This is a genomic window from Cryobacterium sp. Hh7 (genome assembly GCF_004403155.1).
Lineage (GTDB): Bacteria > Actinomycetota > Actinomycetes > Actinomycetales > Microbacteriaceae > Cryobacterium > Cryobacterium levicorallinum.
Genome location: NZ_SOHG01000049.1, coordinates 20136 through 41680 on the forward strand (window position 1 = coordinate 20136; position 21545 = coordinate 41680).

Annotated in this window: 19 protein-coding genes and 2 tRNA genes; 8 read left to right on the top strand and 13 right to left on the bottom strand. The window is 62.5% G+C overall.

Going from position 1 to position 21545, the window contains the following annotated elements; all coding sequences use genetic code 11:
- The 6 genes from E3T43_RS13790 (at nt 1) to pknB (ending at nt 8099) form a co-directional block, all read left to right on the top strand.
- A complete protein-coding gene (locus tag E3T43_RS13790; protein ID WP_134472869.1) occupies nt 1-549 on the top strand; it encodes an FHA domain-containing protein in 549 nt (182 codons plus the stop codon).
- 3 nt (nt 550-552) lie between these two features.
- Nucleotides 553-1788 (top strand): PP2C family serine/threonine-protein phosphatase, encoded by a 1236-nt coding sequence (locus E3T43_RS13795; RefSeq protein WP_134472856.1) that lies wholly within the window; start codon nt 553-555, stop codon nt 1786-1788.
- Nucleotides 1772-3166: an FtsW/RodA/SpoVE family cell cycle protein gene (locus E3T43_RS13800; RefSeq protein ID WP_370449970.1), complete on the top strand. Its 1395-nt coding sequence runs from the start codon at nt 1772-1774 to the stop codon at nt 3164-3166. Before E3T43_RS13795 ends, E3T43_RS13800 begins: the two co-directional genes overlap by 17 nt.
- The gene (locus E3T43_RS13805; RefSeq protein WP_134472857.1) at nt 3167-4618 is read left to right on the top strand and encodes a penicillin-binding protein 2; all 1452 of its coding nucleotides are present in this window, start codon (nt 3167-3169) and stop codon (nt 4616-4618) included.
- Nucleotides 4615-6327: a protein kinase gene (locus tag E3T43_RS13810; protein WP_134472858.1), complete on the top strand. Its 1713-nt coding sequence runs from the start codon at nt 4615-4617 to the stop codon at nt 6325-6327. The genes E3T43_RS13805 and E3T43_RS13810 overlap by 4 nt, the downstream gene beginning before the upstream one ends.
- 77 nt (nt 6328-6404) lie before the next feature.
- Nucleotides 6405-8099, top strand: coding sequence for a Stk1 family PASTA domain-containing Ser/Thr kinase (gene pknB, locus E3T43_RS13815; RefSeq protein WP_134472859.1), 1695 nt, complete (start codon nt 6405-6407; stop codon nt 8097-8099).
- Between the two features lie 54 nt (nt 8100-8153).
- On the opposite strand, the gene E3T43_RS13820 is transcribed toward pknB, so the two are convergent.
- From E3T43_RS13820 to E3T43_RS13825, 3 genes are read right to left on the bottom strand one after another with little or no spacing between them, the layout of a single operon-like run.
- Nucleotides 8154-8792, bottom strand: coding sequence for an aminodeoxychorismate/anthranilate synthase component II (locus tag E3T43_RS13820; protein WP_134443462.1), 639 nt, complete (start codon nt 8790-8792; stop codon nt 8154-8156).
- A complete protein-coding gene (locus E3T43_RS18830) occupies nt 8789-8950 on the bottom strand; it encodes a hypothetical protein (protein ID WP_166789471.1) in 162 nt (53 codons plus the stop codon). Before E3T43_RS18830 ends, E3T43_RS13820 begins: the two co-directional genes overlap by 4 nt.
- Nucleotides 8951-8959: 9 nt before the next feature.
- Nucleotides 8960-9817 (bottom strand): class E sortase, encoded by an 858-nt coding sequence (locus E3T43_RS13825; RefSeq protein WP_134472860.1) that lies wholly within the window; start codon nt 9815-9817, stop codon nt 8960-8962.
- 80 nt (nt 9818-9897) lie between these two features.
- Here E3T43_RS13825 and E3T43_RS13830 point away from each other — a divergent pair, with 80 nt between their 5' ends.
- Nucleotides 9898-10143 carry a cell division protein CrgA gene (locus E3T43_RS13830; RefSeq protein WP_092448026.1) on the top strand — a complete coding sequence of 82 codons (246 nt, stop codon included), beginning with the start codon at nt 9898-9900 and terminating at the stop codon, nt 10141-10143.
- A gap of 152 nt (nt 10144-10295) precedes the next feature.
- Here the strand turns inward: E3T43_RS13830 and E3T43_RS13835 are convergent, their stop codons facing one another.
- A complete protein-coding gene (locus E3T43_RS13835) occupies nt 10296-10997 on the bottom strand; it encodes a rhomboid family intramembrane serine protease (RefSeq protein ID WP_370449971.1) in 702 nt (233 codons plus the stop codon).
- 162 nt (nt 10998-11159) lie between these two features.
- Nucleotides 11160-11699, bottom strand: coding sequence for a peptidylprolyl isomerase (locus tag E3T43_RS13840; RefSeq protein ID WP_092448024.1), 540 nt, complete (start codon nt 11697-11699; stop codon nt 11160-11162).
- Between the two features lie 179 nt (nt 11700-11878).
- Between E3T43_RS13840 and E3T43_RS13845 the strand changes: the two genes are divergently transcribed.
- Nucleotides 11879-12406, top strand: a complete 528-nt coding sequence (locus E3T43_RS13845; RefSeq protein WP_134472861.1) for a hypothetical protein — start codon at nt 11879-11881, stop codon at nt 12404-12406.
- A gap of 178 nt (nt 12407-12584) precedes the next feature.
- Here the strand turns inward: E3T43_RS13845 and E3T43_RS13850 are convergent.
- The 8 genes from E3T43_RS13850 to dnaN form a co-directional block, all read right to left on the bottom strand.
- Nucleotides 12585-12657 (bottom strand) — tRNA-Ala (locus E3T43_RS13850).
- A 51-nt stretch (nt 12658-12708) separates the two neighbouring features.
- Nucleotides 12709-12782, bottom strand: a tRNA-Ile gene (locus E3T43_RS13855).
- A 149-nt stretch (nt 12783-12931) separates the two neighbouring features.
- Nucleotides 12932-13336, bottom strand: coding sequence for a DUF3566 domain-containing protein (locus E3T43_RS13860; RefSeq protein ID WP_092448022.1), 405 nt, complete (start codon nt 13334-13336; stop codon nt 12932-12934).
- A complete protein-coding gene (gene gyrA / locus E3T43_RS13865) occupies nt 13329-15956 on the bottom strand; it encodes a DNA gyrase subunit A (RefSeq protein WP_241978997.1) in 2628 nt (875 codons plus the stop codon). Before gyrA ends, E3T43_RS13860 begins: the two co-directional genes overlap by 8 nt.
- Before the next feature lie 52 nt (nt 15957-16008).
- On the bottom strand, nt 16009-18027 hold the full coding sequence (gene gyrB / locus E3T43_RS13870; RefSeq protein WP_134472863.1) for a DNA topoisomerase (ATP-hydrolyzing) subunit B: 2019 nt from the start codon (nt 18025-18027) through the stop codon (nt 16009-16011).
- A 121-nt stretch (nt 18028-18148) separates the two neighbouring features.
- Nucleotides 18149-18688 carry a DUF721 domain-containing protein gene (locus tag E3T43_RS13875; protein ID WP_134472864.1) on the bottom strand — a complete coding sequence of 180 codons (540 nt, stop codon included), beginning with the start codon at nt 18686-18688 and terminating at the stop codon, nt 18149-18151.
- Complete coding sequence (gene recF / locus E3T43_RS13880; RefSeq protein ID WP_134472865.1) at nt 18681-19850, bottom strand: DNA replication/repair protein RecF; 1170 nt, start codon at nt 19848-19850, stop codon at nt 18681-18683. The genes E3T43_RS13875 and recF overlap by 8 nt, the downstream gene beginning before the upstream one ends.
- Before the next feature lie 5 nt (nt 19851-19855).
- Nucleotides 19856-21004, bottom strand: a complete 1149-nt coding sequence (gene dnaN / locus E3T43_RS13885; protein ID WP_134472866.1) for a DNA polymerase III subunit beta — start codon at nt 21002-21004, stop codon at nt 19856-19858.
- Between the last annotated feature and the right edge of the window lie 541 nt (nt 21005-21545).

Genomic DNA, 21545 nt, shown 5'->3' on the forward strand with positions numbered 1-21545 from the left:
GTGAGCGAACTGACCCTGCTGGTGCTGCGCATCGGCTTCCTTCTCCTGCTCTGGATGTTCATCTTCGGCATCGTCTACGCGCTGCGCAGTGACCTGTTCGGCCAGCGCGTACGCCGCCTGAAAACGGATGCCGCCGCGCCGGCCCCCGCCGCAGCCTTCCCCGCCGCCGCTCCCGTTGCAGCCCCCGCACCAACCCCAGCACCAGCCCCGATCGCGCGGGCCAGCCCGGCCGCCGACGGTGCACTCGCCACCGCCCAGAACACCACGCGCCTCGTCATCACGAGCGGCCCAAAGTCCGGCACCGAGTTTCCGCTCAGCACCGAAACCATCACGATCGGCCGCTCGGCCGACTCGAGCCTGGTCATCCGCGATGATTACACCTCAACCCACCACGCCCGACTCATGCTCTGGCATGACGAGTGGATGCTGCAAGACCTCGATTCCACCAATGGCACCTTCCTGGCCGGCACCCGCGTCACCGTGCCGACCAAAATTCCCCTGAACGCCACCGTGAAGATCGGCGCCACCAGCTTCGAGCTTCGGCGGTAAGTCATGGCGACGGTAAGTCACAGCGCAGCCACGTCCCACGTCGGCAAGGTTCGCTCCAATAACCAGGACTCCGGTTACGCCGGACGCACCCTGTTCGTGGTCGCCGACGGCATGGGCGGCCACGCCGGCGGAGACGTCGCGTCGTCGATCGCCACGAAACGCATCATCGAGGCCGACAGGCCCTATGCGAGTGCCCAGGACGCCGAATTCGCCCTGCAGGCCGCCCTGATCGGCGCCAACGCCCAGCTGGCCGAAACCGTGTTCGAGCATGCCGAACTCACCGGCATGGGCACGACCGTCAGCGCCATCGTGGTGCTCGAGAACGAGGTCGCGATCGCCCACATCGGCGACTCGCGCATCTATCTGCTGCGCGACAACGAACTCTCCCAGATCACCATCGACCACACCTTCGTGCAGCGGTTGGTTGACAGCGGTCGCATCACCGAGGCCGAAGCTATGGTGCATCCACGCCGCTCCGTGCTCATGCGTGTGCTCGGTGACGTCGAGGCGAGCCCCGAAATCGACACGTCGATCCTGGCTACGATCGACGGCGACCGCTGGCTGCTGTGCTCCGATGGTCTCACCGGTGTCGTCTCGCACACCGGCATAGCCTCCGCCCTGGCCAGTGGCGCCAACGCGCAGGATGTCGCCGACCTGCTCGTGAAGGAGAGCCTCGACGGCGGCGCCCCAGACAACGTCACCGTCGTCATCGTCGACATTGGCGCGGGCGACGGCAGCACGCGCACAGACAGTCCCGTCGTCGTCGGCTCGGCGGCCAATCCGCTCGCCTTCGGTGAGGAACCCGGCCGCAACCGCGCGCTGCGCATCCCGGCCCTGCGGCTGCACCCGGTACGCGAGACGCACTTCGAGCCCGATTCCCAGGACTACCTCTCCGAACTGATCGAAGAGGATGCCCGCCGCGCGCGCCGCCGCAAGGCCACCTGGCTGTTCGGCGTTATTCTGCTCGTACTCGCGATCGTCGGCACCAGTATCCTGAGCTACCAGTGGACCCAAACCCGCTATTTCGTCGGCTCCGAGGGTTCGACCGTCGCGATCTACCAGGGCGTCCAGCAGGATATCGGCCCGATCAAGCTGTCCAGTGTGTACGAGGCCACCGACATCAACCTGTCCGATTTGCGCGTCTACGACCGCCAGCAGGTCGAGCAGACCATCAGCGCCGGCTCCCTCGCGGATGCGCAGGCCATCATCGAACGGCTGAAGGGTGCGGTCGTTGAGTAAAGCATCCGCTCTGCAAGCGCGTCAGGGGACCGAGCCCGTACGTCGTCTGCACCTGCCGCAGAAACTGCGCAACCTCGAACTGTTCCTGCTGCTGATCGCCTGCTTCATCAACGCGAGCGCGGTCGTGCTCGTGCAGCTTGGCGCTCTCGGCGATCTCGACCCGACCCTGGTGCTGCTCGGAACCGGCCTCTCGGTTCTGGTCATCAGCCTGCACGTGGTGCTGCGATTTGTCGCTCGCGACGCCGATCCCTTCATTTTGCCGATCGCCACGGTGCTCAATGGCATCGGCATCGCCATGATCTACCGCATCGACATCGCCGATCAGAAGGGCGGCTGGGAGAGCGCCGCCGTGCGCCAGACGGTGTGGAGCGCCCTGGCGATCTTCAGTGCCATCGTCGTGCTCCTGGTCATTCGCAATCATCGGGTGCTGTTTCGGTACACCTACATCGCCGGCCTTGTCGGTGTGCTCCTGCTCTTTCTGCCCCTCGTACCCGGCCTCGGCAAAGAAATCAGCGGTGCTCGGGTCTGGATCAGTGTTGGCAGTTTCGGAACGTTCCAGCCGGGCGAGATCGCCAAGATCGCCCTCGCCGTATTCTTTGCCGGCTACCTCGTGCGCAACCGCGACAGTCTCTCCATGGTCGGTAAGAAGTTTCTGGGCGCGCGCTTTCCGCGCTTGCGCGACCTCGGTCCGATTCTCGTCGTGTGGGCCCTGTCGATGTCGGTCATCATCTTCCAGCGCGACCTCGGAACCGCGCTGCTCTACTTCGGTCTGTTCCTCGTCATGCTCTACCTGGCCACCGGTCGCCTCAGCTGGGTCATCATCGGCATGGGCCTGTTCCTCGGCGGTGCTCTGCTGGCCAGCCAGACCCTCGCATACGTCAACGGCCGATTCAACAACTGGCTGGATGCCCTGAACCCGGAGGTGTACGAGGCCCGCGGGGGCAGCTTTCAGCTCGTGCAGGGTCTGTTCGGACTCGCCAAGGGCGGTCTGCTCGGCACCGGCTGGGGCCAGGGACGCCCGGAAATCACCCCGGTACCGCAGAGTGACTACATCATTGCGAGCCTCGGCGAGGAGCTCGGGCTCGCCGGAATCTTCGCCATCCTCGCCCTGTACCTTCTATTCGTGGCCCGCGGATTCCGCATCGGCTTCGCCGGCCAGGATGATTTCGGCAAGCTTCTCGCCGTCGGCCTGGCCTTCGTTGTGGCGCTGCAGTGCTTCATCGTCATCGGCGGCGTCACCCGGGTCATTCCCCTCACCGGTCTGACCACCCCGTTCCTGGCCGCCGGCGGCTCATCGCTCGTAGCCAACTGGATCATCGCGGCCCTCTTGCTGCGGCTCTCCGACACCGTGCGCAATCAACCCAGGCTGGTGGTCTAAGTGAACCGCGAACTCAAGCGCGTCAGCATCGTCGTGATGCTGATGTTCGTCGCCCTTCTCGGCTCAACCTCGGTCGTGCAGGCCTTCCAGGCCGACAACCTGTCGGCCGACCCACGCAACACCCGCACGCTCTACGACAGCTACCAGGTCGAGCGCGGTGCCATCCTCGTCAAAGGCGAGCCGATCGCACAGTCGATGCCCGCCGACGATGATTTCAAGTTTCTGCGCACCTATACCAACCCCGAGCTCTACGCTCCGATCACCGGGTATATTCCAATCAATGGCGAACCGACCGGGCTTGAGTTCGCCCTCAATAGCGAGCTCACCGGCACGTCAAACTCCCAATTCTTCGACAAGATCAGCGCCCTCGTCACCGGCCAGGACCCGAAGGGTGCTGCCGTCGAGGTGACCATCGATCCGGACGCCCAGCAAGCGGCGTGGTACGCGCTCGGCGATTACACCGGATCCGTCGTCGTCACCGAGCCCGCCACCGGTCGCATCCTGGCGATGGTCTCCAAACCGGGTTTCAACCCGAACCTGCTCACGGTGCACAACAACGCCGAGGTCACTGCGAGCTACGACGCCCTGGTGGCCGACGAGAACGACCCGCTGATCAACCGGGCGATCAATTCGCTCAACCCGCCCGGGTCGATCTTCAAACTCGTCGTCACCACGGCCGCGCTCGAATCGGGCGACTACACGCCGGAGAGCACCTTTCCGAACCCGGCCGTGTACACCGCGCCCGGCACCACGAGCAAGATTGAGAACTCCAGCGGGTCAACCTGCGGTGCCGGTGAGACGGTCACCCTCGCCACAGCACTGCGCTTGTCCTGCAATATCCCGTTCGCCGAATTGGGCGTCGCGCTCGGCGACACGGCCATTCGGGAGACCGCCGAGAAGTTCGGCTTCAACAGCAGCTTCAGCATTCCCCTGCGCGTGACCGAGAGCGTGTACCCCGACGGGCTCGACGATCCGCAGACCGCGCAGTCAGCCTTCGGTCAGTACGACGTGCGGGCGAACCCGCTGCAAATGGCCCTGGTCAGCGGCGCCATCGCCAACGGGGGGGTCGTGATGCAGCCCAACCTGGTGCAGGAGATCCTCGCACCCAATCTCAGCGCCATCCAAACCTTCAAACCGGCAGAACTTGGGCGGGTGATGAGCGAAAAAACAGCCGCAACACTGACCGCGATGATGATCAACGGCGTTCAGGATGGCGCCGCGAGCAATGCAAGAATAGACGGGGTCGAAGTGGCGGGGAAAACCGGCACGGCGCAGAACGGGTCAACCGATCCGTTCACACTCTGGTTCACCGGTTTCGCACCGGCGGACGACCCACAATTTGCCATCACCGTTCTGATCGAGGACGGCGGAGGAGAAGGACAAACCGGGTTCGGCAACAAACTTGCCGCACCTGTCGCACAGAAAGTACTAGAGGCGGTGCTTAACAAATGAGACCCATAGCAGGCCTCACCTTCGGGGGACGATACGAGCTGCAGTCGCGCATTGCGATTGGCGGCATGGGGGAGGTGTGGAAGTCCACAGACCTCGTAATCGGTCGAAGCGTCGCCATCAAGATTTTGAAGGACGAGTATCTCGGCGACCCCGGTTTCCTCGAGCGCTTTCGCGCTGAGGCCCGCCACGCGGCCCTGGTCAACCACGAAGGCATCGCGAATGTCTTCGACTACGGCGAAGAAGACGGCAGCGCCTTCCTGGTCATGGAACTAGTGCCCGGCGAAGCTCTGTCGACCATTCTCGAGCGCGAGCACGTTCTGCCGACCGACAAGGTGCTCGACATTGTCGCGCAGACCTCGACCGCGCTGCACGCCGCCCACGCCGCCGGTCTCGTGCACCGCGACATCAAGCCCGGAAACCTGCTCATCACGCCGGAGGGCCGGGTCAAGATCACCGACTTCGGCATCGCCCGCATCGCCGACCAGGTTCCGCTCACCGCGACCGGCCAGGTTATGGGCACCGTGCAGTACCTCTCACCGGAACAGGCGAGCGGCCACCCCGCATCGCCGACCACCGACATCTACTCGATCGGCATCGTCGCGTACGAGTCACTGGCCGGACGTCGTCCGTTCACGGGTGAGTCGCAGGTCGCGATTGCCATGGCTCAGATCAACGAGATAGCGCCCGACCTGCCGGTGACGGTGTCCGAGCCGGTTCGCAATCTGGTCTTCGCCTGCCTGGCCAAGAACCCGGCCGACCGGCCGGCGTCTGCTGCCCACCTGGCGCGCGCGGCATCCGCTTTGCGTCGCGGTGACGTCGCTGCAGCCGCGGTTGCCGTGCCGTCCGTTCTGGGCGGCCTCTCGGCCACGAGCGCCACCATGCTCATGCCCGGTGCCGGCTCCGACCAGGCCACGACCGTTCTGCCGGCCACCGGCGCGCCCCTCACGCGGGCCTCCGCGGCCGCTGCCGAAGCGGAGAAAAAGAAGCGCAGTCCGTGGACCTGGCCGCTCATCGCCCTGGTCGCGCTGCTGGTGATCGTGCTCACCGGAACGCTCATCGCCCTGTTCACGCAGAACAACGAGACCCCGGCACCGGCCCAGACCACGTCAGCGCCACCCTCGTCGACCCCGTCGGCTACGCCATCGGCGACCCCGTCGCCAACGCCAACGCCGTCGCCCACCAATGCGAACACGTCGGTCAATCCGGAAGATTTCGTGGGTAAGCCCAGCGCCGATGCCGCCGCCCTGCTCGTTGAGATGGGATTCGTGGCTGACGTCCAACCCGGAAATGCGGCCGGGTCTGAGGAAGAAGTTGACACGGTGTACGGAGTCAACCCCCGGGGGCCGGTTCCGGCCGGGACGACCGTGACCCTGAATGTCTACGGCGCGTTCCCCACGCCGAGCACACCGACGTCAGCCCCGACGGCGACGCCTTCGCCCGTCGCTGCCGCGGGCACTGTCACGGTGAACTGGAACGCCCAGACCTGCCCGGCCGGCCAGACTTTGGCTGGCTATGAGATCGCAACGGAGGGCGGTGCCGCCATCATCACCTCGGCCAACCCCACCACCGCTGAAACGACGACGGCCACGATCACCGCCGGAACAGAGAATTTCAAGGTCAAGTTCCGCTATTTCTGTGGCCAGGTCAGCTCTGAGTTTTCCCCCACGGCAGACGTGAGCGTAACTGGCGACCCCGCTGTCGGGGAGTAATTCCCCAATGTCGTGCGGTAAAGTAGCGCTCACTGTGCCTAACCCGGGCATCCGTTTTATTGTGGGGGAGTGCGCTCGTGCCTGACTCTGGCCGTTTGATCGCGGGCCGCTATCGTGTCGGGGCGCTCCTCGGCCGTGGCGGCATGTCCGACGTACATATAGGCACCGATTCCCGGCTCGGTCGCACGGTGGCCATCAAGCTCCTCAAGTCGAGCCTGGCCTCCGACCCGGCCTTTCGCACCCGGTTTCGGCAAGAGGCCCAGGCCGCAGCTCGCATGGCCCACCCGACCATCGTGCGGGTGTTCGATGCCGGCGAGGAGACCGTCACCGACGATGCCGGACACGATTCCCAGGTTCCGTTCATCGTCATGGAACACGTCGACGGTCGGCTGCTCAAGGACATCATTCGTGAGGGCCCGATCGAGGCGACCGAGGCCGTACGCATCATCGATGGGGTCCTGACCGCGCTGGAATACTCGCATCGTGCCGGTGTGGTGCACCGCGACATCAAGCCCGGCAACATCATGATCACCAAGTCCGGACAGGTCAAGGTGATGGATTTCGGCATCGCCCGTGCCATCTCCGACTCGGCCACGACCGTCGCGCAGACCACCGCCATCCTCGGTACCGCCGCCTATTTCTCGCCGGAGCAGGCCAAGGGTGAGTCCGTCGATGCGCGCACCGATCTGTATTCCACGGGCGTGGTGCTGTTCGAGATGCTCACCGGGCGGCCGCCGTTCCGCGGTGACACACCCGTAGCCGTCGCCTACCAACACGTCAGCGAACTGCCGGCGAAACCCTCAGCGCTCAATCCCAAGGTGTCGCCGGCCCTGGACTCGGTCGTGCTGCACGCCCTGGCCAAGGACCGCTTCGCCCGCTATCAAAGCGCCGTCGAGTTTCGCAATGATGTCGAGACCGCCGGATCCGGCCAGATTCCCGTTCACCGGGCCGGCGACGAGGTTGGTGCCGGCCTGTTCGGGGCTGCGCCCACGGCGATCACCGGTTCGGCGCTGGCCCTCAAACAATTGTCCGAAGACCAGACGATGGTGCGCACCCAGCGTCGCCCCCCGGTGATCTGGGTCTGGGCCGGAATCGTCTGCGTCGTGGTCATCGTCGTCGCGGTCATGATCTGGGTGGCCAATCTGCAGCCTTCGGTGGAACTGCCCGACAGTTCGCGCCAGATTCCCGTACTCACCGGGCAAACCTATGACGACGCCCAAAATACTCTCCTCGACCTCGACCTCGCGGCCACGCGTGCCGAAGAGTCGAGCACGACAGTGCCGGCCGACCAGGTTATTCGCACGGATCCTCCGGCCGATACCATCGTCAATCCCTCCGACGTGATCAAGGTCTTCGTCTCTACCGGTCCGGTGCCCGTAGAGGTTCCCGATGTCACCAATCAGCCCATAACGGATGCCCAGGCCGCGATCGAAGCGCTCGGTTTCGTTTCCGGGTCGGTCACCACCGAAAACTCCCCGACCGTGGCGGCCGATATCGTTCTGCGCACCGATCCGCCCGCGGCGTCTTCCGAATTCGCCGGCGATACCATCAACTACATCGTGTCGAGTGGCCTGGTCACCCTCGGAGACCTCACCGGCCAGTCTCTGCTCGCCGCGATCGATCTGGTCAGCGCCGACGGACTCACGCCGAGTTCCAAGCCTGATTACACCTGTGACCAGGAGTCCGGCTCCCCAATCAAAGCCCAGTCACTGGCCCCCGGAGACGTCCCCCAGCGCTCCGAGATCGAGCTGACCTACTGCGCCCGCTCCTAGCCGCACCGCCCTGTCTGCACCGGGCCCGGTTCCCACCCACAGCCCAGCGCGAAGTTAGCTCAGGCGCAACAGCGGGTGCAGGCCCTTCGCGGTCTCCTGGGCAGACGACAGGCCGGCCAGGGCGAGCCAGTTGCCCAGCATCCGGTAGCCGCCCTCGGTCAGGACCGACTCCGGGTGAAACTGCACGCCCAAAATAGGGGCGGTTAGGTGCCGCAATCCCATGATGACCCCGCCCGGCGTGCGCGACGTGACGATCAGGTCACTCGGCACGGTCGACGCAACGACGGCGAGGGAATGGTACCGCGTTGCTGTGAACGGTTGCGGCACACCCTCATAGAAATCGCTGCCGTCATGCGTGATGAGCGAGGTTTTGCCATGCATGAGTTCTTCAGCATTGGTCACCGTGGCCCCGAAGGCCTCGGCGATGGCCTGATGGCCGAGGCAGACGCCGAACAGGGGCAGGTTGGCCGCCAGCGCGGCCTCGACGACGGCGATGGACACACCGGCGTCTGAGGGCTTCCCGGGGCCCGGCGAAACGAGCACGCCGTCGTAGTCGGCAATCCGAGCGGCTGCATCGGTCTGCTCGAAGGAATCGTTGCGCACAACGTCAGTCTCCGCGCCGAGCTCCATCAGATACCCGTTGAGGGTATAGACGAAACTGTCATAATTATCGATAACCAGAATTCGGGTCATGGGCCGTCTACCGTCGCTTCCTCGCTGCTCAGAATTCCATCGATCCACGGATACACCCAGGTGGCCAGCACGGCCAGTAGAGCCACCAGCAGAATCAGGACCAAAATGATGCGCACCCAGATCGGTCCGGGTAGAACACGCCACAGTGCTGCGTACATGAGAGCCTCCTAGCCCTGAGCGGCGATGATCGGTGCGAGCTCGGCGGGAGCGCCGGCCGAAAGTGGCTGCCACGACTCAAGCACGCCGTAGGCGATGATACGTTCTGCGGTGGAGTACAGCGGATTGCAACTGGTGAGCGTGATGATGCGGTCGACCGGGGTTCCGTCCGGATAGTTGGGAACGGATGCCAGTACCTGCACCTGCGACGGTGCCACGTACTCGGTATCGCGGTACCGGTAGGTGTAATAGCCGTCGGCCGTCTGCACGTAGATGGCGTCGCCGAGTTGCAGCTCGTTGATCAGGTGCATGCCACCGCCGAAGGCGCTGCGGTGCGCGGCAATCGCGAAGTTTCCAACTTCGCCGGGCATCTGCGTGCCAGCGTAGTGTCCGATGCCCAAACGGTTGCTATTCAAGATGTCATGGCCGGTGCCTTCGGCAATGCTGCGGTGGTAGTCGGCACCGAAACGCGGTACATACAAAACCGCGAACGCCGTGGCATTGCCGGGTGCAGCGGCAACGACGGGCTCGCCGTAGTCCACCGCTACGCGGGCTGCGTCCGGTTCCGCCGGATCAAGCGTCGCTTCGGGGAGCGTCGTCGAGGTGTCCTGGGCGATCCAGTCCTGGCTAATCTCACTCGCCGCCGAGGACTGCGAATTGGCCATGATCATGTCATTCCACCACAGCTGCCAGCCCAGAAACAGCAGCACGAGCGCGCTGGCCGTGATCAGCAGTTCACCGAGCACGCCCAATACGGTGACCTTGGCGGACGGGACTGTACTTGAGCGGTGCCGACGTTTGGTGCCAGCGCCGGGCGACTCCGACCCATCGGGCACCGGCGCGGTGCGATCGCCTGCCTGTGGACACATACTGCGAGTCTACTGACCAGAGTTGTGCGCGGCCCCCGCGTCAAAGCCACGAAAACAGGCGGAGACGCTAGGATCGCAGCATGGCACGTAAGAATTCTCGAACCAAGCCCGCCCGTACCGAAGTTGCCCGCTCGAACGAGGACGCGCCCAACGCCGTCTGGTTCAAGCCGGTCATGTTCGGCTTTATGCTGCTCGGCCTGGCCTGGATCATCGTGTTTTACGTCAGTGGCAGCCAGCTTCCCATCGCGGGTCTCGGCGCCATGAACATTCTGGTCGGCTTCGGGATCGCATTCATCGGCTTTCTGATGACCACGCGCTGGCGCTAGTTCGGCCGCACCGCCGAGTCACGAACCGCCCACGCAACGGTCATTGAGTGGATGCTGACCGGCTACCGGAATCCAGCAGTGCGGGTAATGACACCGGTGTAATTATCCCCATGTGGATAGACCTGTGGATAACTTCCCGGTGCACCGGGTGGTCAGCTGATCGGGGCGAGCAGGCTCACAATTTTGAGGACTCCGATCACCACGAGGAGAGCGGCGACGCCCGCGATCAAGACGATCTGCAGCCCCTTTTGTGCCGGCCGCCGGGTACGCATGAGAACGAACCCGATGAGTGCGCCGCCGATTATGCCGCCGAAGTGCGCCTGCCAGGCGATCCCCGGAATGAAGCTCACGACCACGTTGATGCCGAGCAGAACCAGCAGTTGCTTCGAATTTCCGCCAAGACCGCGCTGAATGACCAGGAAGGCACCCATGAGCCCGAACAGGGCCCCTGATGCCCCGACGACGTAGGTGTAGGGAGCAGCCAGCACCAGAACACCGATCGACCCGGCGAAACCGCTGATCAGATACAGCGCCAGGAAGCGACCACGGCCGAGCATCCCCTCGAGCATCGGACCAAAGATCCAGAGCACGTACATGTTGAGCAGCACGTGAAACGGCAGGCCACCTTGCGAGTGCAGAAAAACACTGGTCAGCATTCGCCACGGCTCAATGAGGGTGAGGGCTGGCGCGTAGGCGAATCGTTGGGTGATCCCAAGACCGGGGATCCATTGCAGGATGAAGACGAAGACGGTAATCGCGATGAGCGCGTAGGTCACCGTGGGCTGACCGCTCCCGGTCAGCCGGGTGAGCACGGCGGGTTTGATGCGGGGTGCGTTCTTGCGCTGCAGTTTCATGCATTCGGGGCAGATAACGCCCACGGCAGCCTGGGTCTGGCACTCGGCGCAGATGGTGCGCCCGCAGCGCTGACACAGAATGAAGCTCTGCCGCCCCGGATGGCGGTAGCAAAAATTCGCCGCCGAGGCCGGCAGATCACTCATTTTGGTCTGAAATACGGGTTAGACGGATTCGACGGAGACGCTCTGGATGATGACGTCTTCCAGCGGGCGGTCGCGACCATCGGTGGCGACGGTGGCGAGCTTCGCGACGATTGCGCGGCTGTCCTCGTCTTCAACGGCACCGAAGATGGTGTGCTTGCCCTGGAGCCAGGTGGTCGGCACGACGGTGATGAAGAACTGCGAGCCGTTGGTTCCGTGACCACCCTGGATTCCCGCGTTCGCCATTGCGAGCACGTAGGGCTGGGTGAAGTCGAGGTCGGGGCTGATTTCATCGTCGAACTGGTAGCCGGGACCGCCGGTGCCCTGGCCGAGCGGGTCGCCGGCCTGGATCATGAAGTCCTTGATAATGCGGTGAAAAACGGTGCCGTCGTAGAGCGGCGTGGTGGAGGCGACGCCCGTGGCGGGGTGCTTCCACTCGATCTCGCCGGTCGCGAGGCCGACGAAGTTCTTGACCGTCTTCGGCGCGTGATTACCGAAGAGATTGACCTTGATCGGTCCGAGTGTGGTGTTCAGGGTGGCGACAGCGGTGTGCTTAGACATACACCGATTCTTGCACAGCAACAGTCGCCCACCCTGCTCGACCCCGTGTGCTTCCGGTGCGTTCCCAGTGCATTCGCTGGCAAGACATCGATTGCGCGCCAAGGTTTCAGTGGCAAGATGGGCACTCAGTGGCAAGATAGACACACATTCGCCACACACGACATCGATGGAGGGTCCAGATGAGCCTGTCACGCAAGCGCCGCAAGGAACTCACTCGGCTGCGCAAAAGCGCAGACGAACTATGGAGCCACCAACAAGAGGTATTGGAGCGCGCTAACGTGCTTGCTCGCCAGGCCGGTCACCAGGCCAGCGTCCTCGCCCGCGAAGAAGTTGCTCCTCGCGTTCGCGAGAGCTACGACCACTACGTTCGCCCGGGCGTGAACGCCACCCAGGAAGCCGCCGACGGCGTTCGACGCCGTGTGGTGAACGATGTCCTTCCCGGCATCGGTACCGCCATCGGCACGGTCTTGTCGGTCGGCGACGTCGCGCGCGACGCCCGCGTGCGGGCCGCGCTGGGCCGCATCCGCTTACAGAAGCCCGTCGTGGTCGAACCTAAGGGCATGGGGGCGGGAACATACTTCGCCCTCGGTCTGGCGGTCGTCGCCGCTGCAGGGGTCGCCTACGCCGTCTGGCAGACGTTCCGCGCAGACGACGAGCTCTGGGTCGCCGATGACGAGGCTGAACCGGCCACGTCGCAGGAAGACTAGCGCCGCAGCACCACCCGCTTGCAGGGCCCGCATCCAGTGGATGCGGGCCCTGCCGCGTTAACGGCCGTAGCGGCCCGCAGTGACCGCCGCGACGCCGTCTCAGCGGATGTCCTGCCCTGGTACGGGAAAATCCCCGGAAGTACAAGAAAAGGCCCGTCCGAAGACGAGCCTTGAATTGTGGAGCCACGGGGAATCGAACCCCGGACCTCCTGCTTGCAAAGCAGGCGCTCTACCAATTGAGCTATGGCCCCGCTTTCTCACCCCGTTTATAGCGAGTGAGAACTGATGAATCTGGTGCTGCGTGGGGATACCGGGATTTGAACCTGGGACCTCTTCATTATCAGTGAAGCGCTCTAACCAACTGAGCTATATCCCCCTGTTGGGCAGATTGAAGACTATCGGAATCTGGCCGGAACCAGAAATCGAGTCACGCCGCGGTGCGGCGGATTTACCCAAATTCGGGCGTGAGGGCTATTTCCGCGGAGAAACAGCCCTCGATCGTGCCTACAAAGCCTTGACTGCAGCTTAGTTGTTGGTGAAGCCGACGAGCAGACCGCCGGTAATTTTGACGCTCAGGTTGTACAGAACGGCATAGATGGCACCGAGCGCGGTGATCACGACCAGGTTCAGCACGGCCACAACGACCGCGAAGCCCATAACATTGCCGATCGAGAGAATGGCGGCCAGGTCGGCCGATTCTCCCGCCACGGTGGCGTACAGCTCGTCGACACTGGTCAGCACTTCGGTCTGCACGAGCACGGTGTAGGTGAGGAAGGTAGCGACGATGGTGACGATCGCCAGGCACACCGCCACCAGGAACGACAGTTTCACGCTCGACCAGAAGTCGACGTAGACCAGTTTGAGTCGAACCTGCTTGCTTGTGGTCTTACGAGTGGACTTCTTGGCGAGCTTTTCGGCGACGCTACTCATTCGGTGTCTCTACTTTCCCTGAATCCGCGTGAGGAACAGCGCCGTCTGCAGCACTGCTGTCGACCGCACCAGCTGGTAGGTCGGCATCCGTCACATCTTCTTCGTCGGTGGTTTCATCGGTGTTTTCATCCGTGGCGACCAGATTACGTTCAATGTTTTTCGCAATGGAAATGATTCTGTCTTCATTCGCAAACTTTGCGAAAACAACACCCATTGTGTCCCGACCCTTGGCCGGAACCTCGGCGACGTCAGAGCGTACCACCTTGCCACTGGCAAGTACCACAAGGACCTCATCCTCGGGATTGACGATCAACGAGCCGACCAGATCGCCGCGATCGTCGTTGAGCTTGGCCACTTTAATGCCCAGGCCGCCACGATTCTGCAGCCGATACTGGTCTGCCGCGGTGCGCTTGGCGTAGCCACCCTCGGTGACGACGAAGACGTAGCCGTCATCATTGATAACGGATGCGTCCAGCAGGGTATCCTCACCGCGGAAGTGCATTCCGATCACGCCGGACGTGCTGCGGCCCATCGGGCGCAGCGCTTCGTCGGTGGCGGTGAAGCGAATCGACATGCCCTTGCGGGATACCAGCAGCAGGTCGGAATCATCTTCGACCAGCAGGGCAGAGACGAGTTCGTCGCCCTCACGCAGCTTGATCGCGATGATGCCGCCAGTGCGGTTGGTGTCGTATTCACTAAGCGCGGTCTTCTTGATCAGTCCATCGCGGGTGGCGAGGGTCAGATATTGGGCAACCCCGTAGTCACGAATGTCGAGAATCTGTGCGATTTCCTCGCCCGGCTGCAGCGCGAGCAGGTTGGCAACGTGCTGGCCCTTGGCATCGCGACCGGATTCCTGGGCCTCGTAGGCCTTGGCCCGGTAGACCCGACCGGTGTTGGTGAAGAACAACAGCCAGTGGTGTGTCGTGGTCACGAAGAAGTGTTCGACCACGTCGTCGGCGCGCAGCTGGGCGCCCTTGACGCCCTTGCCGCCTCGGTGCTGGTTGCGGTAGTTATCGCTCCGGGTGCGCTTGATGTAGCCACCGCGGGTGACGGTGACCACCATCTCCTCTTCGGGGATGAGATCCTCGATCGACATATCGCCGTCGAAACCGAACATGATTTCGGTGCGGCGGTCGTCACCGAACTTCGCGGTGATCTCGGCGAGTTCTTCGCTGATGATCGTGCGCTGACGCTCGGGGCTGGCCAAGATCGACTTGAATTCGGCGATCTGCACTTCGAGTTCGGCGGCCTGGTCGATAATCTTCTGGCGCTCGAGGGCTGCCAGGCGGCGCAATTGCATGGTGAGAATCGCGTCGGCCTGAAGCTTGTCCACGTCGAGCAGAGCCATCAGGCCTTCGCGAGCGTCGTCGACCGTATTCGATCGACGAATGAGAGCGATAACCTCATCGAGAGCGTCCAGCGCCTTGAGATAGCCGCGCAGAATGTGGGCATCCGCTTCGGCCTTGTTCAAGCGGAATTGGGTGCGCCGAACGATGACCTCGATCTGGTGCGCGACCCAGGCCGAGATGAAACCGTCGAGGGCGAGCGTGCGCGGCACGCCGTCGACGATGGCCAGCATATTGGCGCCGAAATTCTCCTGCAGCTGAGTGTGCTTGTAAAGGTTGTTCAGCACAACCTTCGCGACGGCGTCGCGCTTGAGCACGATGACGAGGCGCTGGCCGGTGCGACCAGACGTCTCATCCCGAATGTCCGCGATGCCGGCTACTTTGGCGTCCTTGACCAAATCGGCGATCTTGATCGCGAGGTTGTCGGGGTTCACCTGGTAGGGCAGCTCGGTAATTACGAGGCAGGTGCGACCCTGCAACTCTTCGATGCTGACCACGGCACGCATCGTGATCGAACCACGCCCGGTGCGGTAGGCGTCCTGAATGCCCTTGGTGCCCAGAATTTGAGCGCCGGTAGGAAAATCCGGTCCCTTGATGCGCGAAATCAGCGCTTCGAGCAGCTCGTCGCGGGTGGCGTCGGGGTTGTCAAGGTACCACTGGGCGCCGGCGGCGACCTCGCGCAGGTTGTGCGGCGGAATGTTGGTGGCCATACCGACGGCGATTCCGACCGAGCCGTTGACCAGCAGGTTCGGAAAGCGGGCCGGCAGCACGGTCGGCTCGAGCGTGCGGCCATCGTAGTTGTCCTGAAAATCGACGGTGTCTTCGTCGATGTCCCGCACCATTTCGAGGGCGAGCGGCGCCATCTTGGTTTCGGTGTACCGCGGGGCTGCTGCGCCGTCATTGCCGGGGGAACCGAAGTTTCCCTGGCCCAGGGCGAGCGGATACCGCAGACTCCACGGCTGAACCAGACGCACGAGCGCGTCGTAGATCGACGAGTCACCGTGCGGGTGGAACTGTCCCATCACGTCACCGACGACGCGCGCGCACTTGGAGAAAGCCTTGTCCGGGCGGTAGCCGCCGTCGAACATGGCGTAGATCACGCGACGGTGCACCGGCTTCATACCGTCGCGCACGTCAGGCAACGCACGCCCGACGATGACACTCATCGCGTAGTCGAGGTAGGAGCGCTGCATTTCCAGCTGCAGGTCGACCTGGTCGATCTTGCCGTGCTGCACGAGGTGGGCCGCCGCCGCAGCCGCGTTCGCTGCACTCAGTTCAGGCGTCACTACTTCGGGCGTATTCGAGTCGGAGTTGCCCGTGGTGTCATCAGATGTCAAGGAAACGCACGTCCTTCGCGTTTTTCTGGATGAAGTTGCGTCGGGATTCGACGTCTTCACCCATCAGGGTGGAGAAGATTTCGTCGGCGGATGCCGCGTCATCCAGGGTGACCTGCAGCAGGGTGCGGGATTCGGGGGCCATCGTGGTTTCCCACAGCTCCTTGTAGTCCATCTCGCCGAGGCCCTTGTAGCGCTGAATGCCGTTGTCCTTCGGGATTCGCTTGCCCGAGGCCGCACCATCGGCAAGGAGGGCGTCGCGCTCGGCATCGGAGTACACGTATTCGTGCGGCGAATTGGTCCACTTGAGCCGGTACAGCGGCGGCTGGGCCAGATAGACGTAGCCGAGGTCGATCAGCGGACGCATGTATCGGAACAGCAGTGTCAGCAGCAGGGTCGTGATGTGCTGGCCGTCGACATCGGCGTCGGCCATTAACACGATCTTGTGATAACGAACCTTGTCCGGGTTGAATTCTTCGCCCATCCCAGCACCGAAGGCCGTGATCATGGCCTGAACCTCTGCGTTACCGAGGGCACGGTCGAGGCGAGCCTTTTCGACGTTGAGGATCTTGCCGCGCAGAGGCAAGATCGCCTGAAACTCCGGGTTGCGCCCCTGAACGGCGGAGCCGCCGGCCGAATCGCCCTCGACGATGAAGATCTCGGACAAGGAGGGGTCCTTGCTCTGGCAATCCTTGAGCTTGCCCGGCATGCCGCCGCCCTCGAGCAGTCCCTTGCGACGGGCTGTTTCCCGAGCTTTGCGGGCCGCCATACGAGCGTTCGATGCCTGCAAGGACTTACGAATAATTTCGCGGGCCGGGTTCGGGTTGCGGTTGAACCAGTCGGTGAGCTGATCGTTGGCGACCTTTTGTACGAACGATTTCGCCTCGGTGTTGCCGAGTTTAGTCTTCGTCTGGCCTTCGAACTGCGGTTCGGCGAGCTTGATCGACACGACCGCGGTCAGTCCTTCACGCACGTCATCGCCGGTGAGGTTGTCATCCTTTTCTTTCAGGATGCCCTTTTCGCGGGCGTACTTGTTCACGAGTGTGGTCAGCGCGGCGCGGAAACCCTCTTCGTGGGTGCCGCCCTCGTGGGTGTTGATCGTATTCGCGTAGGTGTGCACGCTCTCGGTGTAGGCCGTGGTCCATTGCATGGCCACTTCCAGCGCCATCTTGCGTTCGTGGTCTTCCCACTCGAACGAGATGATCTCTTCGTTGACGAGGTCAGCCTTTTTGGCACGGTTGAGGTACTCGACGTAGTCGACGAGTCCCTGATCGTACTTGAAGGTGTTAGTGACGACCGTGCCGTCGTCAGTGCGGTGGGCTTCACGCTCGTCGGTGAGTGTGAGACGCAGGCCCTTGTTCAAAAAACCCATCTGCTGAAAACGAGCGCGCAGCGTTTCGTAGTCGAAATCGATCGTCTCGAAGGTCTCAGCGCTCGGCCAGAAGGTAATGGTGGTGCCGGTTTCGTCGTTCGCTTCGCCCTGTTCCAGGGGAGCGTTGGGGACACCGTTGGCGAAACTCTGGCGCCAAATGAATCCCTGGCGACGAACCTCTACCTCGAGGCGGCTCGACAGGGCGTTCACCACGGAGCTGCCGACACCGTGCAGTCCACCGGAAACGGAATACCCGCCGCCGCCGAACTTTCCACCGGCGTGCAGCACCGTCAGGACGACCTCAACGGTCGAACGGCCCTCTGCCTTGTGAATGTCGACGGGGATTCCGCGACCGTTGTCTTCGACGCGAATGGCGCCGTCGGCCAGAATGCGAATATCAATCGTGTCGCAGTGACCCGCCAGGGCTTCGTCGACGGAGTTGTCAACGATCTCATAGACCAGGTGGTGCAGTCCGCGCGGTCCGGTGGATCCGATATACATACCGGGTCGCTTTCGAACGGCTTCCAGCCCCTCGAGGACCTGGATATCGTCTGCACCGTATTCGTGCTCCGGCTCCCGCTCCGCCACTATTGGGGATATATCTGGGGACGTGCGTTCGGGCGTCGGTTCAACTGTCATCTGAAAATAGGCTCCTGACCATCGCACGGGCGACCATTCAGTCTACCAAATGAGGCGAGACCAACCGGCCATAATCGCCGTTTGACGCCTTTTGTTCAAGGGGGTGACCTTATTTGCTGGATCACCCGTAGGTATCGCGTGGACCACGCCCTGGAATTGATCTGGGACCCTTTTTCCAGGATGGGGCGTTGGGCCCCTGGAAACGAATCGATTGGATACCGGCATCTGGGTAGCGGGTCGCGATGTGTTCCATGATGACGTTCCGCATCAGACGTAGCTGTGTCGCCCAGGCAGTCGACTCGCAGTGCACCGTGAGTACGCCGTCATCGATGCCCGCCGGGGTGGAATGGTTGGCGGTTTCTTCACCGGCCAGCAGCATCCAGGAAGCAAGCAGTTCCGATTGAGCCAGTGGTGAATTCCAGCCGAGTTGCATGGTGAGCGAGTTGATGGTGTCGCCGAGGCCACGCGGATCGCGTCCAATTCCAAAGGGCACACTCGAGCCGGCGGCCGGGGCGATGCGCTTGCGTCCGCGGGTATGGCGTGCGTTCGGATCACCGAAGATACTCTTGAATCGTAGGTAAACCTGGCTGGCTTCACTGGCATTGGATTCCAGTGAATCACTGCTCTTTGGTGTTTCACGTGGAACATTCTGGTCAGCCATCGATGACCGCGCCGGCGTGAATGTGGATGGTGTGCGCCACCAGCGCCTGGGGAACGTCTTCCAGTACGGCGGCCGTGATCAGAACCTGCTCAAAGGACCCGATCGCCGCGGCCAGTCGGGCTCGGCGGTCCAAATCCAGCTCTGCGAATACGTCGTCGAGAATCAGCACTGGATCCCCGCTCGCTGAATCCTGGCGTAATAGCTGAGCGGATGCCAATTTCAGCGACAGCGCGAACGACCACGATTCCCCATGACTCGCGTAGCCCTTGGCCGGCAGCTCATTGAGCATGAACACGAGGTCGTCCCGGTGCGGGCCAGCGAGGGTGATACCGCGTTCAAGTTCACGCTTGCGCAGTCCCACCATGGCGGTACGAAAGATCTCAGTGGTGGAGGATCCCACCGAACCCGGTCCGGCCGCCGAGCCGATGCCGCCGAGCGCAGCCCCGTCGACGTCTTCATCGGCGCCGAGAATGCTCAAACTTGCCACCAAGGCAGGCCCATGGTCTTCATTCACAACGGCCCGATAGGCCGCGCGCAAAGGATCTCCGAGCAGATGCACGAGTTGGGCCCGCTCGTCGATAATTTCTGAGCCGAACTCGACGAGTCGTTCGTCCCAGATATCAAGGGTGGACAGCTGATTTCCGCGGAGACCGGAAGAGCGCGCTGACTTGAGCAGGGTATTGCGCTGCTTGAGCACGCGGTCGTAATCGCTGAGAACCGCGGCCAGCCGCGGGGTCCGCAGCACCAAAAGTTGATCGAGAAACTTACGCCGACCAGAGGGATCTCCGCGCACGAGCGCCAGGTCCTCCGGGGCGAACACGACACTGGAAAAATAGCGGGGCAGGTCACGGGTCTTGATCACCGAGCGATTGACCTGCGCTCGATTCTGTCCGGTGCGGTTGAGCTGTACCTCGGCCAAGATGTCACGACCGTTGTATTCGAGTCGCGCCCGAATGATTCCGGCGTCCTGCCCGGCCCGAATCATGGCCTTATCGGTCGAGACCCGATGCGAGCCGAGCGTACTGAGAAAACCGAGGGCTTCGACCAGGTTCGTTTTTCCCTGACCATTACGTCCGACGATGAGGTTAGGCCCGGCGTTGAATGAAACCTCGGCAGTCGCGTAGTTGCGAAAGTCGGTGAGCGAAAGGTGGGTGACCCGCACCGTCGTTAGCGCAGCAGCAGGTTGGGCTGGAGCAGATACTTGTAGCTGTCCGCTCCGGCCTGCTCGCGCGACGTCTGGCTGGTTATCAGAACGGGACCGGGCTTATTCGGGTTTTCCGTCTTCGTGAATGAGATGCGCACGAATTCCGAGTGCACTGCGCTGAGTCCGTCGAGGAGGAACTGCGGCTTGAGCGACACGATCGTCTCGGTACCGGAGAGAATCGCGTCGATGGTCTCCGAGGCCTGGGCCTGTTCGGAACCGACCGCTTCCAGGGTGACTCCGTCAGCGGCGAAGGTGAAACGAAGGGCTGCTTCACGCTCAAGCACGAGCTGGACGCGGCGCGTTGCCTCGATCAGGTCGGCTGTGTTCATGACCGCGTAGTTGTCGACCGTTTCGGGGAACAACCGACGCACCGGAGGGAAGTTGCCCTTGATCAGCAGTGATGTGACGGTTTTCTTGTTGGCGGTGAAGGCGATCAGTTCTCGGTCGTCATTGTTGGTGATCGACACCGAAATGGTTCCGCTGTGGCCGAATGTCTTGCCGACTTCCTGCAGGGTTCGCGCCGGCACCAGGGCCGTAATCGTTCCCTCGGTGGTGTTGCGTCCGTGGTCCCAGTCGATTTCGCGAACGGCCACACGGTAACGGTCGGTGGCAACGAGGCTCAGGCTGTTTTCGGTTATTTCCAGCTGCACGCCCGTGATGACGGGCGTGACATCATCACGGGATGCGGCGACGGCCACCTGGGCTACTGCGGCCGCAAATTCTTCAGCGGGCACGAGACCGGACTGGGTGCTCACCTGCGGAATGCTGGGATATTCCTCAACCGGCATAGACAGCAGGGTGAAGCTCGCCGAACCACAACTGACCTTGATCCGGGAATTTTCCGTGGAAAAACGTACGGGCGCGTTGGGCAGTCGGCTGGCGATCTCGGCCAGAAGGCGTCCGGAGACGAGTATTTTGCCCGTTTCTTCTACTTCGGCGGTGATCTCGGTCTGGGCGGAGACTTCGTAGTCGAAGGACGACAGGATCAGGCCCGTTGCCGTGGCTTCGATGAGCACACCGCTGAGGATTGGCAGGGTCGTTCGCTGGGGTAGAAGTTTTACGGCGAAGGAAACTGCTTCGCTGAAGACATCCCGATTTGCCTGAAATCTCACGATGTCATTCCTTAGCGTTGCGAAAGCGGATGGGTGGGCCTCAATGCTAGCTGGCTTCACCGTCCGGTTCGGTACCGGGCCCCATCGGTGGCTTCGGCAGTCAAGGTTGTCGGCTAGATCTGGTTAAAGAATTTTTGTTAATCTTCTTAACCGTTGTGGAAACTGTGGATAACTCTGTGAAAACGGCTGAGGCACTGAGAACTACACGTTTGTAACTTGTGGGCGACCTGTGGAAGTTTGTCATTCGTTTGCGCAAGCGCAACTCTTGGTAATTACAAGTTTCTACAGGGAAGCCCCGAGTTTCTACAGGCGATGACCGGTTGTGTGAGTTAATTCCACAGGGTTATCCACAGGTGTGAAAACTTAAAAAAAAAATCGGCCCCTCCGGGTCAAACTCAGCTGAGCTTGCCGTGAGGGGCCGAAAATTTTACCGTTGCCGCTTACCCTGAATCCACCGGTCGGCCTCTGAAGAATTCTTGATTTGGGCGCGATCCTCTTTCGGGGTTTTGGGCGCGGTCAAGCTTGGGGCCTCGATGCCTGG

What these genes read in the sequence shown, in the direction of transcription:
- E3T43_RS13840 (WP_092448024.1), bottom strand. Translation starts at nt 11,699, where the DNA reads ATGTCTAAGCACACCGCTGTCGCCACCCTGAACACCACACTCGGACCG.
- E3T43_RS13830 (WP_092448026.1), top strand. Translation starts at nt 9,898, where the DNA reads ATGGCACGTAAGAATTCTCGAACCAAGCCCGCCCGTACCGAAGTTGCC.
- E3T43_RS13835 (WP_370449971.1), bottom strand. Translation starts at nt 10,997, where the DNA reads ATGAAACTGCAGCGCAAGAACGCACCCCGCATCAAACCCGCCGTGCTC.
- E3T43_RS13825 (WP_134472860.1), bottom strand. Translation starts at nt 9,817, where the DNA reads ATGTGTCCACAGGCAGGCGATCGCACCGCGCCGGTGCCCGATGGGTCG.
- E3T43_RS13820 (WP_134443462.1), bottom strand. Translation starts at nt 8,792, where the DNA reads ATGACCCGAATTCTGGTTATCGATAATTATGACAGTTTCGTCTATACC.
- E3T43_RS18830 (WP_166789471.1), bottom strand. Translation starts at nt 8,950, where the DNA reads ATGTACGCAGCACTGTGGCGTGTTCTACCCGGACCGATCTGGGTGCGC.
- E3T43_RS13845 (WP_134472861.1), top strand. Translation starts at nt 11,879, where the DNA reads ATGAGCCTGTCACGCAAGCGCCGCAAGGAACTCACTCGGCTGCGCAAA.
- gyrB (WP_134472863.1), bottom strand. Translation starts at nt 18,027, where the DNA reads ATGACAGTTGAACCGACGCCCGAACGCACGTCCCCAGATATATCCCCA.
- E3T43_RS13810 (WP_134472858.1), top strand. Translation starts at nt 4,615, where the DNA reads ATGAGACCCATAGCAGGCCTCACCTTCGGGGGACGATACGAGCTGCAG.
- E3T43_RS13860 (WP_092448022.1), bottom strand. Translation starts at nt 13,336, where the DNA reads ATGAGTAGCGTCGCCGAAAAGCTCGCCAAGAAGTCCACTCGTAAGACC.
- E3T43_RS13875 (WP_134472864.1), bottom strand. Translation starts at nt 18,688, where the DNA reads ATGGCTGACCAGAATGTTCCACGTGAAACACCAAAGAGCAGTGATTCA.
- E3T43_RS13795 (WP_134472856.1), top strand. Translation starts at nt 553, where the DNA reads ATGGCGACGGTAAGTCACAGCGCAGCCACGTCCCACGTCGGCAAGGTT.